Annotated in this window: 12 protein-coding genes; 6 read left to right on the forward strand and 6 right to left on the reverse strand. The window is 58.6% G+C overall.

Annotated features, from left to right (window positions below; genetic code table 11):
* Positions 1–5: 5 nt before the first annotated feature.
* From DXD49_RS06325 to DXD49_RS06340, 4 genes are all read left to right on the forward strand, one after another.
* Positions 6–896, forward strand: a complete 891-nt coding sequence (locus DXD49_RS06325; protein WP_117743479.1) for a LysR family transcriptional regulator — start codon at positions 6–8, stop codon at positions 894–896.
* A gap of 119 nt (positions 897–1,015) precedes the next feature.
* Positions 1,016–2,176, forward strand: coding sequence for an MFS transporter (locus DXD49_RS06330; RefSeq protein ID WP_117794512.1), 1,161 nt, complete (start codon positions 1,016–1,018; stop codon positions 2,174–2,176).
* 120 nt (positions 2,177–2,296) lie between these two features.
* Positions 2,297–3,475, forward strand: coding sequence for an acetate/propionate family kinase (locus DXD49_RS06335; protein WP_117794513.1), 1,179 nt, complete (start codon positions 2,297–2,299; stop codon positions 3,473–3,475).
* Positions 3,476–3,637: 162 nt separating this feature from the next.
* Complete coding sequence (locus DXD49_RS06340) at positions 3,638–4,816, forward strand: acetate/propionate family kinase (protein WP_117794514.1); 1,179 nt, start codon at positions 3,638–3,640, stop codon at positions 4,814–4,816.
* A gap of 362 nt (positions 4,817–5,178) precedes the next feature.
* Here DXD49_RS06340 and pta read toward each other — a convergent pair whose 3' ends face one another.
* A complete protein-coding gene (gene pta / locus DXD49_RS06345; RefSeq protein WP_117735246.1) occupies positions 5,179–6,159 on the reverse strand; it encodes a phosphate acetyltransferase in 981 nt (326 codons plus the stop codon).
* A 231-nt stretch (positions 6,160–6,390) separates the two neighbouring features.
* On the opposite strand from pta, the gene glf reads away from it, so the two are divergent.
* Together glf and DXD49_RS06355 are read left to right on the forward strand one after the other, a co-directional pair.
* Positions 6,391–7,593, forward strand: coding sequence for a UDP-galactopyranose mutase (gene glf, locus DXD49_RS06350; RefSeq protein ID WP_022094097.1), 1,203 nt, complete (start codon positions 6,391–6,393; stop codon positions 7,591–7,593).
* Entirely contained in the window at positions 7,586–8,617 is a 1,032-nt protein-coding gene (locus DXD49_RS06355; RefSeq protein ID WP_117794515.1) for a glycosyltransferase family 2 protein, read from the forward strand. Before glf ends, DXD49_RS06355 begins: the two co-directional genes overlap by 8 nt.
* A 372-nt stretch (positions 8,618–8,989) precedes the next feature.
* Here the strand turns inward: DXD49_RS06355 and DXD49_RS06360 are convergent, their stop codons facing one another.
* The 5 genes from DXD49_RS06360 to ppk1 form a co-directional block, all read right to left on the reverse strand.
* A complete protein-coding gene (locus DXD49_RS06360) occupies positions 8,990–9,991 on the reverse strand; it encodes a P1 family peptidase (RefSeq protein ID WP_117794516.1) in 1,002 nt (333 codons plus the stop codon).
* Positions 9,992–10,092: 101 nt separating this feature from the next.
* Positions 10,093–10,674, reverse strand: coding sequence for a nucleoside triphosphate pyrophosphatase (locus tag DXD49_RS06365; protein ID WP_117794517.1), 582 nt, complete (start codon positions 10,672–10,674; stop codon positions 10,093–10,095).
* Positions 10,671–11,213 (reverse strand): DJ-1 family glyoxalase III, encoded by a 543-nt coding sequence (locus DXD49_RS06370; protein WP_055287259.1) that lies wholly within the window; start codon positions 11,211–11,213, stop codon positions 10,671–10,673. The genes DXD49_RS06365 and DXD49_RS06370 overlap by 4 nt, the downstream gene beginning before the upstream one ends.
* Positions 11,214–11,394: 181 nt before the next feature.
* Complete coding sequence (gene rlmD, locus DXD49_RS06375; protein WP_117794518.1) at positions 11,395–12,723, reverse strand: 23S rRNA (uracil(1939)-C(5))-methyltransferase RlmD; 1,329 nt, start codon at positions 12,721–12,723, stop codon at positions 11,395–11,397.
* 86 nt (positions 12,724–12,809) lie between these two features.
* Complete coding sequence (ppk1, locus tag DXD49_RS06380) at positions 12,810–15,263, reverse strand: polyphosphate kinase 1 (protein WP_233541758.1); 2,454 nt, start codon at positions 15,261–15,263, stop codon at positions 12,810–12,812.
* Positions 15,264–15,835 lie beyond the last annotated feature (572 nt).

Below are 15,835 nucleotides of genomic sequence, written 5' to 3' on the forward strand. Positions count from 1 at the left end.
AATCTATGCAGCTTTCTCAACTCGAATACCTTCAAGCGGTAGCGAACTATGGCGGCGTGCGCAAAGCAGCTCGCGCCGTTCATGTGAGTCCGCAAGCCGTTTCGTCGGCAATCAAAAAGTTGGAATCTGAGTATCAGATTGTTTTGCTCGACCGATCGGCGGGGGAGGCTGTTTTGTCTCCGGCGGGCAGAGAATTTGCGCGTCGTGCACGCGTGATCCTGGCACAAGTCGACGATCTCAAAAAGTACGCACAATCGAGGGGCGACGGCGTCTCGCCCGACGGCCACTTCCGTCTTTACGCCCCCTGCCTTCATGGACGGGGGCGCCTTTTTGCCGAAAACTGGTATGACTCGTTTGAACGCTCGCACCCTCAGATTCATCTTGATGTGTGGCATCAGCCAACGGCAACATGCTTTGAATCACTTGTGCTTGGCATTTCGGACGCGGCTATCTCGTTTGAGGAACCACGGGACAGCGTCCTTTCTTCAAAATATTTGGGTGAAAAGGAGCTCAAGGTTCTTTCATACCCAGCGGGTCATCAATCTGTTGACGCTATGACCATTCGTGAGTTACTGGGCGGCAGGCTCGCTGTTCCCATTAATTTGTCACCCTGTCTCAATGCGATTAACCAATGCCCTGAAGCCCAGCTCGTCAATTTTCGCTTCCGAGATGTCGAATACGAAAACAGGGCGCAGGCTGAGTTTCTTCAAGCCGGGGGATTGATATTGGGTTTTTCTGGCTCTTCTCTCGCATCGGATGGATCGGAAGTGAGCGAGTGCTCCATTGAAGCCTCACATGACGTAGCCTTGCCCATCTACTTTTGCTATCGACAAAATGCCTGGACCGATCGACACCAGACGGTATTTCTTCACCTATTGCGTCATCTCGCTTCGTGAGGCCATTTGGCCTCGTGTCGTCAAGTGAATGTTGACGCCCTGCAACGCATAGCTGACAGCTTTACCCTCATGCTTTTCCAAGATTCCGATTTAGATTGCTGACTCTTGGAGGGCGGAGCATGAAAAACCGTACGGTTTTGCTTTATATGACGTTCGTTTTTCTGTCGAACTTCAGCACCATTTTGTATTTTCTGACGGTTTACCTTGAATTCGTCGGATTCTCGATGGTGGCGATTTCTAGCATGATGATTGCATATCAAGTGAGTAAGTTCATCCTCGAAGTTCCCACTGGCTATATTGCTGATAGGTTTGGACGAAAGACAAGCGGTCTCGTTGGCGGCGTGGGGATGCTTGGATACTACGCCGCCCTGCTTCTCGTCCGTTCCCCTCTGCTTTTAATCGGTGCGTTCGCTCTCAAAGGTTTTGCCGTTGCATGTCTGAGCGGATCCATAGAAGCGATTTACATTGACAGCGTCTCTCAGGACCAGCTCGTAAGACTTAATGTCGTTGAGCGATTTGTTTTCTATGCCTCTTATGCCATCTCCGCTTGCGTGGGCGGTTTCATTTCGTCTGTCGGTGCATATCTCATTGGTCTTTCGGCAGATATCATCGCAATGGTGTTGACGTTGGTTGTCGTTGTCTGCATTCCTGAGATGCGAAGAGGGGGCACTGCGGGGGCACCTGAGCGTGGAATTAGCCCGAAGATGATCGGTGCCGCTATTGCGTGTAATGGCATTCTTCGTTCAGCGTTCATCATGGACTGTTCTCAGGCATTTGCTTTTGTCGCCCTGGAAGACTTTTTCTCACTGCTGCTTGCGGGTCGCGGAATGAATGCCGTCGGTTCGGGTGTGACCATTGCGGTCCAGCTCCTTGCCTCGGCCTCCATGGGGCTTATTGTGCCCAGTGTGATTGCTCATGTCGACAAGGGCCGTTTTGCGCGTATTTGCGGCATCATTCGCTTAGTATTGACAGCTTTGTTTTTGATCCCCCTTGCTCCGGCTAATTTGCTGCCCGTGTTCTATGTGCTGCAGACGGTTGCGTACTCGTTGTTTGCCCCAATCAAATACTCAGTTTTCCAAAATGCTGCCGATTCATCGATGCGCTGTTCACTGATTTCGGTTCAAAGCCAGATGGTGGCGGTGGGTGCTGTTCTTTTCTATCTGCTCAACTCTGTGCTGAGTAGCGTTGCGGGCATTCGAGTCGTATTGCTTGTTGCGCTCGGGATTTCTTCCCTGGTGTATATCCCCGCGCTATTTTGTCTTACAAGTCAAAGGCCATGAGTATTTAGGCACCGATAACTTATATATCAACGCAATAAACCCGAGCGCGAGGGCGTTTAGGTTTATTATTGATGCGTATGTAACCTGGCGGCGCCACACCGCCTGTTAGTAGGGAGACACATGAACGTTCTGGTCGTCAACGCGGGATCTTCGACCCTTAAGTATCAGGTCATCGATACCAAGTCCCATAAGGTGTCCGCGAAGGGCTCCTGCGAGCGCGTCTGCTTTACCGGCGGCACCTTCACCCACGCTGCCAACGGCTCCAAGAAGGTGACCGAGAACATCGAGTTCCCCGACCACAAGGTCGCCATCGAGGTCGTCCTGAAGGACCTCGAGGCCAACGGCGTCAAGATTGAGGGCATCGGCCACCGCATCGTTCAGGGCGGCTGGTACTTTGGCGATTCCTCCCTCGTCGACGAGGACGTTCTCGCCAAGATCCGCGAGGTTGCCCCGCTCGCCCCGCTGCACAACAACCCCGAGGCTAATGTTATCGAGTACTGCCTGGAGCAGTATCCCGACCTGCCCAACGTCACGGTCTACGACACCGCTTTCCACTTCAACATGCCCGAGGTCGCCCGCACTTACGCCCTGCCCAAGGACGTCTGCGACAAGCTGCACATCCGCAAGTATGGCGCTCACGGCACCAGCTACCGTTACATCTCCAAGAAGGTCGCCGAGATGACCAACGGCGAGGCTCGCAAGGTCGTCGTGTGCCACATTGGCTCCGGCGCTTCTCTGTGCGCCATCGAGGACGGCAAGTGCATGGACACCACCATGGGCTTGACGCCGCTCGACGGCGTCATGATGGGTACCCGCTGCGGTTCTATCGACCCGGCTACCGTGTGCTACCTGCAGCGCGAGGGTGGCTACACTTTTGACGAGGTCGACGAGATGATGAACAAGAAGTCCGGCCTCATGGCCGTGACTGGCGACAAGACCAACGACTGTCGTAACGTCGAGGAGCTCGCCGCCGCTGGCGACCCCGAGGCTCAGCTCGCCTTCGATATGTTCGTCTACAAGATTGCCGCCAAGGCCGCTGAGATGGCCACCTCCATGTGTGGCATGGACACCCTGGTCTTTACTGCTGGCATCGGTGAGCACGCTCCGGCCGTTCGCGCCGGCGTGGCCGATCGTCTGGCTTTTATGGGCGTCAAGATGGATCATGCCCGCAATGCCCTGCGCGGCGACGGCGCTTGGTGCCTGTCCGCCAAGGATTCCAAGGTCAAGATTTTTGTCATCCCCACGGACGAGGAGTTCATGATCGCTTCCGACGTCGAGCGCATCGTCAACGCCAAGTAGTTGCAAGAGGGGAGGGGCTGGACAGCAACATGCCGTTTGGCCCCTCTTTTGCGCTCGTTGGGCGATATGCATGATAGCTATTTATCAAGCTGTGATAACTTCTTATTAACATACGGCCGCCTTAAGGGGCATGCCGACCGTATTGCACTGCAAAGGAGTCTCATGAACGTACTTGTTGTTAACGCCGGCAGCTCAAGCCTTAAATATCAGCTCTTGGATACCGATACCCGCGAGGTTTTCGCCAAGGGCAACTGCGAGCGTATCGGCTCGGACATGGGCATCTTTGGTCACGCCGAGAACGGTGGCGCCAAGCAGACCGAAGAGGTTCCCTTCCCCGATCATCGCTCGGCCATTGCGCGCGTACTCGAGGAGCTCGAGAAGACCGACTTTACGATCGATGGCATCGGCCACCGTATCGTTCAGGGTGGCTGGCATTTCGATGATTCCGCGGTCGTCGACGATGAGGTCATGGCTAAGATCCTTGAGGTGGCCCCGCTCGCCCCGCTGCACAATTACGGCGAGGCCGCGGCAATCGAATATTGCCGCGAGAAGTATCCGGAGCTGCCCAATGTGGCCGTCTTCGACACCTCGTTCCACATGACCATGCCCGAGGTCGCCTACACCTACGCCCTGCCCAAGGACGTGTGCGACAAGTACCACGTGCGCAAATATGGCGCGCACGGTACGAGCCACCGTTACGAGTGGATGATGGCCAAGGAGATCCTGGGTGCGCGCTGCCACCGTCTGCTTTCATGCCATCTGGGCAACGGCGCCTCGCTTGCCGCCATCGAGGACGGTGTGTGCCGCGATACCACGATGGGCCTCACGCCGCTTGACGGTCTGATGATGGGCACCCGTTGCGGTTCCATTGACCCGGCTACCGTGTGCTACCTGCAGCGCGAGGGCGGCTACAGCTACCAGGAAGTCGACGACATGATGAACAAGCAGTCTGGTCTGCTTGCCATCTCGGGCATCTCCAACGACGCCCGCGACATCCGTACGCGCGCCTCCGAGGGTGACGAGCGCTGCCTGCTCGCCTTCGATATGTTCGCCTATAAGGCCATGCAGCAGGCCGGTTCCATGATCGCCTCCATGGCGGGCGTGGACACCATTACCTTTACCGCCGGCATCGGCGAGAATGACTGGTCGATCCGCAAGGCCTTCTGCGACTGCTTTGAGTGGCTGGGCGTGCGTATCGACAACAACAAGAACCGCGAGGCCGTGGGCAACGGCCCGCAGGTCATCAGCGCCGCCGGCTCTTCCGTCACGGTTATGGTCATCCCCACCGACGAGGAATACATGATCGCCCACGACGTCGAGCGCCTGACCAAGAACAACTAGCGCTCATTTGCAATTGAATGAAAGGCCTCCAGAGCAAACGGCTCCGGAGGCCTTTTTGTTGGCAGAAGGACGACGACCCAAGCTTTGCCGCTCAGATCCAAAGTGATCGATTCCAAACACATACGCCCTCAGCAACGTCACCCATGCATTCAGATCCTCAGCTCCAGCTCGTAGCCAAGCCGCCGTCCATTCCAGATTCCCTGAATATCACGTAGCGGCAGGGACCCCACAGGGTAAGGCTCTGAAAACATCCCGCAGGACGGAGGAAGCCCCCGCCGCACGTAGTGCGCAGCGGGGGCTTCCGACATGTCCGAGGACGTTTTCAGAGCTTTACCCTGTGGGGTCCCGAGGGGATACGTCCGCTACTCAGCCATCTGAGCCTGGACGGCGGTGATGGCCACGACACCCACGATGTCGTCGGCAGAGCAGCCGCGCGAAAGGTCGTTAACCGGCTTGGCAATGCCCTGCAGGATAGGGCCGTAAGCGTCGGCGCCGGCGAAGCGCTGGACCAGCTTGTAGCCGATGTTGCCGGCCTCGAGGTCGGGGAACACAAGCACGTTGGCCTTGCCGGCAACGGAGGAGCCGGGAGCCTTGAGCTGGGCGACGGTGGGAACGATGGCGGCGTCAAGCTGAAGGTCGCCATCGATGGCGAGCTCGGGGGCCTTCTCCTTGCAGAACTTCACGGCCTCTTGGACCTTCTTGGCGACCTCGCCGCCGGCGGAGCCCATGGTGGAGTAGGAGAGCATGGCCACATGCGGCTCGACGCTGCTCATAAAAGTGGACCAGGAGTGAGCGGAGGCGATGGCGATCTCGGAGAGCTCGTCGGAGGACGGGTTGATGTTGAGGCCGCAGTCGGCGAAGATCAGCGTACCGTCGGTGCCGAACTGCGGGGTGTCGGTGCACATCACGAAGAAGGCCGAGACCAGCTTGGTGCCCGGGGCGGTCTTGAGGATCTGCAGCGCGGGGCGCAGGGTGTCGGCGGTGGAGTGGCAGGCGCCGGAGACCAAGCCGTCGGCGTCGCCCATCTTGACCATCATGGTGCCAAAGTAGGTGGCGTCCATCACCTGGGCGCGAGCCTGCTCGATGGTGACACCCTTCTTGGCACGGAGCTCGGCAAACTTCTGCGCATACTCCTCGTGCTTCTCGGCATTGCGCGGATCGATGACGGTGGCGCCGGGAACGTTGATCTCGTCGGGGTTGCCCAGGATGACGATCTTTGCCAGGCCCTCCTCGATGATCTTGGTGGCCGCGACGATGGTGCGCGGATCCTCGCCCTCGGGCAGGACGATCGTCTTAAGGTCGGCCTTGGCGGCAGACTTCATACGGTTAAGGAAATCGCTCATGTTACTCCTTACAAGCGTTTCACTAAGCTCCAGGCGCCCGGCTGTTCACGAATAAACCCGCTGCTAGCGGGTTTACCTTTCAAATTTGTACGCCGCGGTGCTTGAGCTTTCCTTGTGTGGCAAGCTCATTATAGGACGCATTAGCGCTATAATCGCTCTGATAAATATGTCTCGAAGAATGTTCGAGAAAAGCCCAGCTAACGAGCCCGTGGCTTTTGACAAGGAGTATCGATGCAGATTACCTCAGGCCTGCCTGAAGGCTTTAACGCCGGCGCGTACGACATGATTGTCGTCGGTGCTGGATATGCCGGTGCCGTTTGCGCCCGCCGTCTTGCCGAGACCATCGGCTATCGTGTTGCCGTTTTGGAGCGCCGTAGCCACATTGCGGGCAATGCCTATGACTGCACTGACGAGGCCGGAATCCTGATCCACGAGTACGGTCCGCATATCTATCACACCTTTAACGAGCGCGTGCACAATTTCCTGTCGCGCTTTACCAAGTGGACGGATTATCAGCACAAGGTGCTCGCCAACATCAACGGCACCCTTATGCCCGTGCCCTTCAACCATGCGAGTCTCAAACTCGCCTTTGGTGACGAGCGCGGCGAGGAGCTGTATCAGAAGCTCGTGGAGACCTTTGGCAAGGATGTCAAGGTGCCCATTATGGAGCTGCGTAAGAAGAACGACCCCGACTTGGCCGAGGTCGCTGATTACGTCTACGAGAACGTCTTTTTGCATTACACCATGAAGCAGTGGGGCCAGACACCCGACCAGATCGATCCCTCGATCACCGGCCGCGTTCCCGTCTTTGTGGGCGACGATGACCGCTACTTCCCGCAGGCTCCTTTCCAGGGCATGCCGCAGGACGGCTATACCGCGCTGTTCGAGCATATGCTCGATCACGATCTGATCGACGTGTTCTGTGACGTAGACGCCCGTGACCTCTTTGAAATCGACGAGACCACCGTCAAGATCGACGGTAAGGTCTATGGCGGCGAGATCGTCTATACCGGTCCGCTCGATGAGCTGTTCAACCTCGACCTGGGCGCTCTGCCGTACCGTACGCTCGATATGAAGTTCGAGACGCTCGATATGGACCAGTTCCAGCCCGTGGGCACCGTCAATTACACCACGAGCGAGGATTACACGCGTATCACCGAGTTCAAGAACATGACCGGTCAGGTCCTGCCCGGCAAGACCACCATCATGAAGGAGTACTCCAAGGCCTATACGCCCGGCTCGGGCGAGACGCCGTATTACGCCATCCTGGAGCCCGAGAACCGTGAGCTCTACGAGCGCTATCTTGAGCGCGTCCAGAACCTGACGAACTTCCACCCAGTTGGTCGCCTGGCCGAGTATCGCTACTACGATATGGATGCTGTGACCAACTCCGCCCTCGACCTATCGGATGAGATTATCGCCTGCCATGCATAAAGTTATTACATTCGGTATTCCCTCGTATAACGCCGCCAAGGACATGGACCATTGCATCACCTCTATTCTGGAGGGGAGCAATTACGCCACCGATATCGAGATCATCATCGTCGATGACGGTTCCAAGGACGAGACGGCCGCTAAAGCCGACGAGTGGGAGGCGCGTTACCCCGGCATTATCCGCGCGGTGCATCAGGAGAACGGCGGCCACGGTATCGCCGTCCTTTCGGGCTTGCGCGAGGCGCAGGGCACCTATTACAAGGTTGTCGACTCGGACGACTGGCTCGACGGCGCTGCCCTTTCGACCATGCTTTCGATCATGCGCGGTTTTGAGGAGCGCGACCAGCGCGTGGACCTGTTTATCTCGAACTACGTGTACGAGAAGGTTTACGAGGGCACGCATACCGCTATCGGTTACAAGTTTGCCCTGCCGCGCAAAAAGATCTTTACCTGGGACCAGATCGGTCATTTCCGCCTGGACCAGAACCTACTCATGCACAGCCTGTGCTATCGCACGGATGTACTGCGCGAGTCCAACCTTCCCATGCCGCCGCACACGTTCTATGTGGACAACATCTACGCCTACGTGCCGCTGCCGCGTTGCAAGACTATCTATTACGCCGACATCGACCTCTACCGCTACTTTATCGGTCGCGAGGGCCAGAGCGTCAACGAGGCGACGATGGTTAAACGCCTGGACCAGCAGTTCCGCGTTACGCGCATCATGATGGAATCGTTCCACCTGTACAGCGATGTTGAGTCGTCGCGTCTGCGCTCGTACATGATGGGCTATTTCACCATGATGATGGCGATTTGCTCGGTGCTTACCAAGCTTTCCGATGAGGATTGTGCCGATGAGCGTCTGAAGACGCTGTGGGGCGATTTGAAGTCCTACGACGAGCGCATGTATCGTCGTGCGCGCTACGGCGTGGTCGGCTTCTTTACCAACCTGCGCGGACGGGCCGGGGACAAAACCACAATCGGCATATACCGTCTTGCCTCAAAGATCTTCAAATTCAACTAACTGCTGAGTAATCGCTGCTGATAGGTTGACTGGGCCCCTTGGCCTTTAGTTTGCTACTGCGAACAGTCCTGCTCGCACGGAAAGCACATTAAGTGCTTTCCGGCTCGTGCGGAACTTGTATCAAACTAAAGGCCAAGGGGCCTCTGCTATAAGAATCGATTGTCAGACTGCCTGAATTTGAAGATCTTCGACGCGCGGTACAAAGGTGCCTAGGCAGTAAATAATTGGGTTGGTAGTCGGTCGGAGGCGGGCGGACATTACGCTTGTCGCGAGTTCCGCATGCAAAGAAGGCCACTTAATGTGGCCTTCTTTGCATGGGACTGTAGAGCAGCAAACATAACCAAGACCCACCGGGCAACCGGACGAGCTGGTTTACTTGGCGGCACCGGGGATGCCGTGGGAGGTTTTGGCGGTTTTGGCTCCGTTTACGATTGCGGTTTCCAGCGCCCTTACGGCGAGCATGCCCAGCAGGTCTAGGGGAATGGCGGCGCTTGCCTGGGCGCCCAGTTTGCCACTGGCGAGGGTGTAGATGGTGTCGCCGTCGTTGGTGGTATGCGTGGGGCGAATGGCGTGCGCGTAGGCGTCTGCTGCCATCTGGGAGACCTTGGTGGCCTGGGCCTTGGTGAGCTCCACGTTGGTGACGATGCAGCTGATAGTGGTGTTGGTGCGGTCGAGCGGCATCTGCATGGATCCGGCGGCGGCAAAGGCTGCGAGTTCCATGTCGACGATCTGGTCGCTATCGGCTGCGGCGCGCATACCGGCGACCCACTCGCCGGTGAAGGGGTCGACAACGTTGCCGCAGGCGTTGACCGAGACCACGGCGCCCACCTTGATGGGGCCGAGCGCCAAAGCGGCAGCGCCAAGGCCGGCCTTCATGCAGGTAGCGGGGCCCATGAGTTTACCCACGGTAGCGCCCGTGCCGGCGCCTACGTTGCCCTGCTCGAGCTTGGTGGGGGTGTTGTCGAGTGCTTCGCGCACGGCGGCGATGCCGGCCTCAATGTCGGGGCGCACGGTGGGGTCGCCATAGGCAAGATCGAAGATACAGCTGGAGCACACGATAGGCACCTGCGTGGGGCCGACGGGAAGGCCGATGCCGCGGCTCTCGAGCTCGCGGGCGACGCCGCTTGCGGCCTCCAGACCAAAGGCCGATCCGCCCGAAAGGCAGACGGCGTGGACCTTGTCGACGGTGTTCTCGGGTCGCAGCAGGTCGGTTTCGCGCGATGCTGGAGCACCGCCGCGAACGTCAACGCCGCCGGCGGCGCCCTCGGGTGCCACGATTACGGTGCAACCGGTGCCGGCCTCCTCGTCCGTATAGTTGCCATAGCAAAAGCCATCGACATCGCAGACGTCAATGGCCTCGAGCAGTGTATCCATGATTAACTCCTATCGGTTTTCCGCCGCGCCATGTGCCCGGTCGGGATCCGTACGGTACGCCAAAATTGTAGGCGCTGGGGGATACCCAGCGCCAGGTGCAATTACGAGAGTTTTTGAATCGCGCGCGCGACGCGAGCGATGGGTAGGCCCACCACGTTATAGAAGTCGCCCGATATGTCATGCACGAGCATGCGTCCTCCTGTGCCCTGAATGCCGTAGGCGCCGGCCTTGTCCATGGGCTCACCCGAGGCGACGTAGTGCTCGATCTGCTCGTCGGTGAGCTCGTAGAATGTCACGTCGGTCACATCGACAAAGGATAGGCTCTCGGCGGCATGCGGGGCGGCCGTGTCGCCTGCCTTAACGATGCAGACGCCGGTTGCGACCTGGTGCGTGCGGCCCGAAAGCTCACGGAGCATGGTACGCGCCTCGTCCTCATTTGCGGGCTTGCCCAAAATTCTACCGTCAAACGTGACGATAGTATCGGCAGCGACGGTCAGCTCGTTGGGCTCGGCGTGTTCAGCGGCGACGGCAGCGGCTTTGGCACGTGCCAGGCGCTCGACGAGCGTAAGCGGAGCTTCGCCATCAAAAGGCGTCTCGTCGATATCTGCTGGAATCACGCGAATGTCATAGCCCGCTTCGCGCATCAACTCGATGCGGCGCGGTGATTGCGAAGCCAAAATCATAGCTGAATGCCCTCGGCAACCTTCTCGACGGCCTTGTCGCCGGCGAGCGTGCGCAGCAGCTCAAGCGCAAAGGGGAGCGACTGGGCCATGCCGCTGGCGGTGATGATGTTGCCGTCTTGCGTAACCTTCTCGCCGGTATAGGCGCCCTCGGGGAAGCTTTTCTCAAAGCCAGGGAAGCAAGTGGCGTGGCGCCCCTCGAGCAGGTCGAGCTCACCCAGGATAAACGGGGCGGCGCAGATGGCGGCGACGTGCTTGGTCGCAGCGAACTCGCAGACCACGTCGCAGACGCGCTGATCGGCGCGCAGGTTGGTGGCACCGGGCAGGCCGCCGGGCAGCACGACGCAGTCGTACTCGTCAAAATTGATCTCATCAAAGAGCGCATCGCAGGTCACGGGGATCTGCAGCGAGCTTACGACCTCACGCGTGGGCATGATCGAGACGAGCGTGGCACGCACGCCGCCGCGACGCATGACATCGACCATGGTCAGGCATTCAATAGTTTCAAAGCCATCGGCGGCGAGAACGGCAACGCTGGGCATGAGGGTTCCTTTCATAGGGCGGCATACAATTAGCCGTCTTATACCCCGAAGACTCATGCTTGCCATGCCCCATTCTCAAATGATTTTTCTGGGACGGGGATTTAATAATCATTGTGTACCGAATGATTATTAAATCCCCGTCCCAGAAAAATCATTTGGGCGGTGGGTTCGAGCAGTTGGGTTAGTTGCGCTTGAGGTGGACGACGGTTTCGCAGTGGAAGGTTTGCGGGAACAGGTCGACTGGCGTGATCTTTACGGGGGAGAAGGTGCCTTCTTCGACAAAGCGTTTGAGATCGCGCGCCAGGGTGGCCGGGTCGCAGCTCACGTAGGCGACATCGCGAGCACTCGTGCTGGCGATAAGGTCGATCGCCTCGGGGGCGAGGCCTGCACGCGGCGGGTCGACCACCAGGACATCGGCGTCCTGATCGGGGAACTCGCGCACGGCATCGCCGCCGATGACGTCGACGTTGTCGAGTTTGTTGATCTCGAGGTTACGGCGCAGGTCGCGCACGGCCGGACCGTAGGCCTCGACGGCGGCAACAAAGTCGCAGCGGCGGGCGAGCGGCAGGGTAAAGGTACCGGCACCGCAGTACAGGTCCACGGCCAGCTCGTCTTCCTGCGGGTCGAGGGCGTCCATAACGAGCTCAATCAAAATCTCGGCGCCCTTGGTATTGACTTGGAAAAACGATGGGGCGGACAGGCGCATCTGGCCGTCAGCGATGTTCTCGGTCCACGAGCCCTCACCGGCGAGCATCTCAACCTTGGAGACGCGGCGGGCCTTCTTCTCACCCTTGCTCATAACGCGCACTATGCTCGTGGGGTGTGCGGCGTCCGCCAGCACGCGCGAGACTTGCGAGCGCGGGAACGAGCCCGTGGGCGTCCAGAGCGCGACCTCGAGCGCTTTGGTGCGACGCGAGGCGCGAATGCCCACGCGCTCCAAGCCCAGGTCGTGGCTGCCGCTCAGATAGTTAAGCGCGCCGACGACCGATTTGAGCGCCTTGGGAAAACGCTTATCGAACAGCGGGCACGAATCGACGGTCACGATCTTGCTGGGATCGACGCCGTGCATGCCAAGACGAACGCGGCCGTTAACGACGGTCGGTTCGAGCTCAATTTTATTGCGGTAGCCCCAATCGTCCTTGGTGTGGCGGATGGGCTGCACCAGCTCGTCGACTTGCTCAGGGGTGAACTTGCCGATGCGCTCGAGCGTGGAGCGCAGGTTTTGCTCCTTGGCGGCAAGCTGAGCGGTGCGCGAGAGATTGCCCCACGAGCAGCCACCGCAGACGCCCACGAAGGGGCAGGGAGGCTGAATTCGATCGGGGCTCGGCTCAAGAATCTCGGTGGCGCGGGCGCGCATAAACGACTTGCCGTCCTGCACGATTTCGACCTCGACGGTATCGCCCGCCACGGCGCCCTGCACAAATACGGCCTTGCCGTTGTCGGCGTGCGCCAGACCATCGGCGCCATACGTCATCGATTCTATGGTGAGCTTCATATTCCTGCCTGTCATTCGCGTTGTTGTCCGCAACCATGGTAGCAGGGAAAAGCGCCCCGTACCTGAGGCATTCCTCAAATACGGGGCGCTTCTACAAACGTCTATTTCGTCTTGCCGGTAATGAGCGTCTTAAGGCCTAAGCCGATCAGGCCCAGACCCATACGCACGCGGCCGGGGCGATGGCGCTCGATGGCCTTGGTCTTGCCGGCGGGTTTCTCGCGGCGGGCGCTTGCATGGGGCGCGGACTTGACGGTCTGCGGCCGAGGCTGGGGCTGGGGCTGGGGCGCAGGCTCAGGTTCGGATTCCAGGTCGGGTTCAATGACGGTTGCCTGGACCTTCTGGACCTTGGGAACGTCCGCCTGGGGCTTGGGCTTGGGGCCCAGAACAGGTGCGGATTCCGGTTTTGCTTTGGCGACGGGCTCCGAAGCCACGGCTGCGGACTCGGCGTTGCGATAAGCGCGCTCCAACAGGAACTCCTGCGAGTTAAAGGGCTTCTCACCCTCTTTTCGCTCTACGGGAACCCAGGTGCCGTCGCTCGTCAGGCTGCGTGCCTTCACGTTGTCGCGCAGCTGCACGCCCATGTACTCGTGCACCAGCGCGCGGCAGGTGGGGTCGAGCACGGGGAAGGCGATCTCTACGCGATGCTCGGTGTTGCGCGTCATCATGTCGGCAGAGCTCAGGTAGATCATGTCCGAGTCCACGCCGAAGGCATAGACGCGCGCGTGCTCCAAGAAGCGTCCGACGATAGAACGTACGTGCACGTTTTCGGTCTTGCCCGCAATGTTGGGCTTCAGGCACGAGATGCCGCGGATGATCATGTCCACGCGCACACCGGCACACGATGCCTCGGCGATCTTGTCGATGACCTCGCGGTCAGTCAACGAGTTGAGCTTAAAGAATACGCGCGCGGGCTCGCCGGCGAGAGCGCGTTGGATCTCGCGGTCCAGACCGCGCATGATGAGTGGCTTAAGGCCGACGGGCGCCACGCCCAAAAAGCGGTAGTCGCCGCGCAGGTTGCCCAGCGACAGGTTGCGGAAGAACAGGTTGGCGTCTTCGCCGATCCCGGGATGGGCGGTCATGAGCATAAAGTCGCTGTAGAGCTTGGCCGTCTTCTCGTTAAAGTTACCGGTGCCCAAAAGCGTGAGTCGGGTGAGCGCCATGCCCTCGCGATAGGTGAGCTGGCAGATCTTTGAGTGGCATTTAAAGCCCTCGGAGCCATAGATAACGGTGCAGCCCGCTTCTTCCAGACGCTCTGCCCACTCGATGTTATTTTGCTCGTCAAAGCGCGCGCGGAGCTCCATGAGCACCGTGACCTCTTTGCCGTTCTCGGCGGCGTCAATCAACGACTCGCACAGACGACTCTGCTTGGCCACGCGGTAGAGCGTGATGCGCAGCGAGATGCACTCGGGGTCGTAGGCGGCCTCGTGTACCAGGTCCAGGAACGGATTCATGGCCTCGTAGGGGTAAAAGAGCAACTTGTCGCCCTGCAGCACCTGCTCGCGAATGGAGCGGGACATGTCGATGGTGGGGTTGGGCTGCGGCTTAAACGGCGTAAAGAGGAGCTCGTTGCGCAGGTGCTCGGGAATTTTGCCCTCGATGCCAAAGACGTAGTCCAGGTCGAGCGGGATATCGCAGGTAAAAACCGAGCGGCGCGAAAGCTCAAGCGCTTTGCGGATGGTCTTGAGCGTCGCCTTCTCGAGCGAACCGGAGACGGCAAGCACCACCGGCTGCAGGCGCAAGCGCTTTTTGAGGATGCGCTTCATGTGCTGGCGGTAATCCTCTTCCTCCTCGACGCCCTCGCCGTCCGGGTCGATATCGGCATTGCGGGTGACGCGGATCAGAGCGCGGTCGAGCGGCTTATAGGAGCCAAAGCAGCTGTCCAAGCAGGCAAGAATGACGTCCTCGAGCAAGATGTAGGAGTAGGTGCCGGCGGGCGAGGGAATCTCGACCACGCGGTTCATCGAGGCGGGAATCTCGATGAGGCCCAGCAGACTTTCCTCGTCCGTGACACCGTCCAGTCCGCAAGCTAGATAGAGTGCGCCGTTGCGCAGGTTGGGGAAGGGGTGGCGCGGGTCAATGACCAACGGCGAGATGACCGGCGACACGTAGGCCTGGAAGTAGCGGGTGACAAAGGTGCGCTCCTCGGGCGTAAGCGAATCGACGCGAGCGCGGTGAACGCCCAGGGCGTCGAGTTTGCCCTCGATGCTCTTGAAGATGGACTCCCAACGGGTAAGGAGCCCGGGCATTTCGGCCATGACGGCATCGACCTGTTCGGAGGCGGTCATATTGCTCTTGTTATCGACAGGCTGTTTTTTGAGCTCTGCCAGGTCGGACAGGCCGCCCACGCGCACCATGAGAAACTCATCGAGGTTGGACTCGAAGATCGACACGAACTTTAGACGCTCGAACAAAGGAACGGTCTCGTCGAATGCCTCGTCAAGCACGCGGTTATCAAAGCGTAGCCAGCTGAGCTCTCGGTTCTGCGTATACGAGAAGTCGCGCGGCGGTTTGCGCAGCTTTGCGGCGGCTTGCTTCTTTTCGATTTTGCTCGGCATATGCATCTGTCCGTTCAGTCCCTACAGGGGACGGTAGCCTAACACTGTTCTCTATTGTCTCAATTTAGTCGACCTATGGCACGGGCGTATCGCGCGAACGGTATCTTTACCTACTTCTAACGCTGACGAGCCGAAGCACTTACGTCCGGTGCTTTGAGTAAGCGATCTATATCCTCACTCAACTGGTGAGAATGTATGAATAAGAATGATAGCAAGCTGAATATAATCGAATGTAGGTCGAATCGAGGACAAGCGTCATATATATGCAGAAAACCGTTTTTGCTATGCAATTTTGAATCATGGATAACTTTGAGTGTTCAATCTTGATTTCTTAGAAAAATAACGTTTACCTAGGAAAATCTGCTTTACGAAACTGAAGTGCATCATGGGAAATCATATGCGATATACCGTTCATCGTACTTTGCTGACCGTTCGGGGGCGAGGTGGAATTGCGGGTGGAAATTGGATATAACTAGAGCTGTCAGCAAGCAGCGTCCCATATGGAGGGGCGCTGATACATTCGGCCAGTAAGGCCCGAAAGAAAGGTAGGAGGCCATGACGAAAGGTCTGCA

Source organism: Collinsella sp. TM05-38, assembly GCF_003466445.1.
Taxonomy (GTDB): domain Bacteria; phylum Actinomycetota; class Coriobacteriia; order Coriobacteriales; family Coriobacteriaceae; genus Collinsella.

Excerpts from the sequence above, each read along its gene's own strand:
- DXD49_RS06325 (WP_117743479.1), top strand. The coding sequence starts at position 6 with ATGCAGCTTTCTCAACTCGAATACCTTCAAGCGGTAGCGAACTATGGC.
- DXD49_RS06330 (WP_117794512.1), top strand. The coding sequence starts at position 1,016 with ATGAAAAACCGTACGGTTTTGCTTTATATGACGTTCGTTTTTCTGTCG.
- DXD49_RS06335 (WP_117794513.1), top strand. The coding sequence starts at position 2,297 with ATGAACGTTCTGGTCGTCAACGCGGGATCTTCGACCCTTAAGTATCAG.
- DXD49_RS06340 (WP_117794514.1), top strand. The coding sequence starts at position 3,638 with ATGAACGTACTTGTTGTTAACGCCGGCAGCTCAAGCCTTAAATATCAG.
- pta (WP_117735246.1), bottom strand. The coding sequence starts at position 6,159 with ATGAGCGATTTCCTTAACCGTATGAAGTCTGCCGCCAAGGCCGACCTT.
- glf (WP_022094097.1), top strand. The coding sequence starts at position 6,391 with ATGCAGATTACCTCAGGCCTGCCTGAAGGCTTTAACGCCGGCGCGTAC.
- DXD49_RS06355 (WP_117794515.1), top strand. The coding sequence starts at position 7,586 with ATGCATAAAGTTATTACATTCGGTATTCCCTCGTATAACGCCGCCAAG.
- DXD49_RS06360 (WP_117794516.1), bottom strand. The coding sequence starts at position 9,991 with ATGGATACACTGCTCGAGGCCATTGACGTCTGCGATGTCGATGGCTTT.
- DXD49_RS06365 (WP_117794517.1), bottom strand. The coding sequence starts at position 10,674 with ATGATTTTGGCTTCGCAATCACCGCGCCGCATCGAGTTGATGCGCGAA.
- DXD49_RS06370 (WP_055287259.1), bottom strand. The coding sequence starts at position 11,213 with ATGCCCAGCGTTGCCGTTCTCGCCGCCGATGGCTTTGAAACTATTGAA.
- rlmD (WP_117794518.1), bottom strand. The coding sequence starts at position 12,723 with ATGACAGGCAGGAATATGAAGCTCACCATAGAATCGATGACGTATGGC.
- ppk1 (WP_233541758.1), bottom strand. The coding sequence starts at position 15,263 with ATGCCGAGCAAAATCGAAAAGAAGCAAGCCGCCGCAAAGCTGCGCAAA.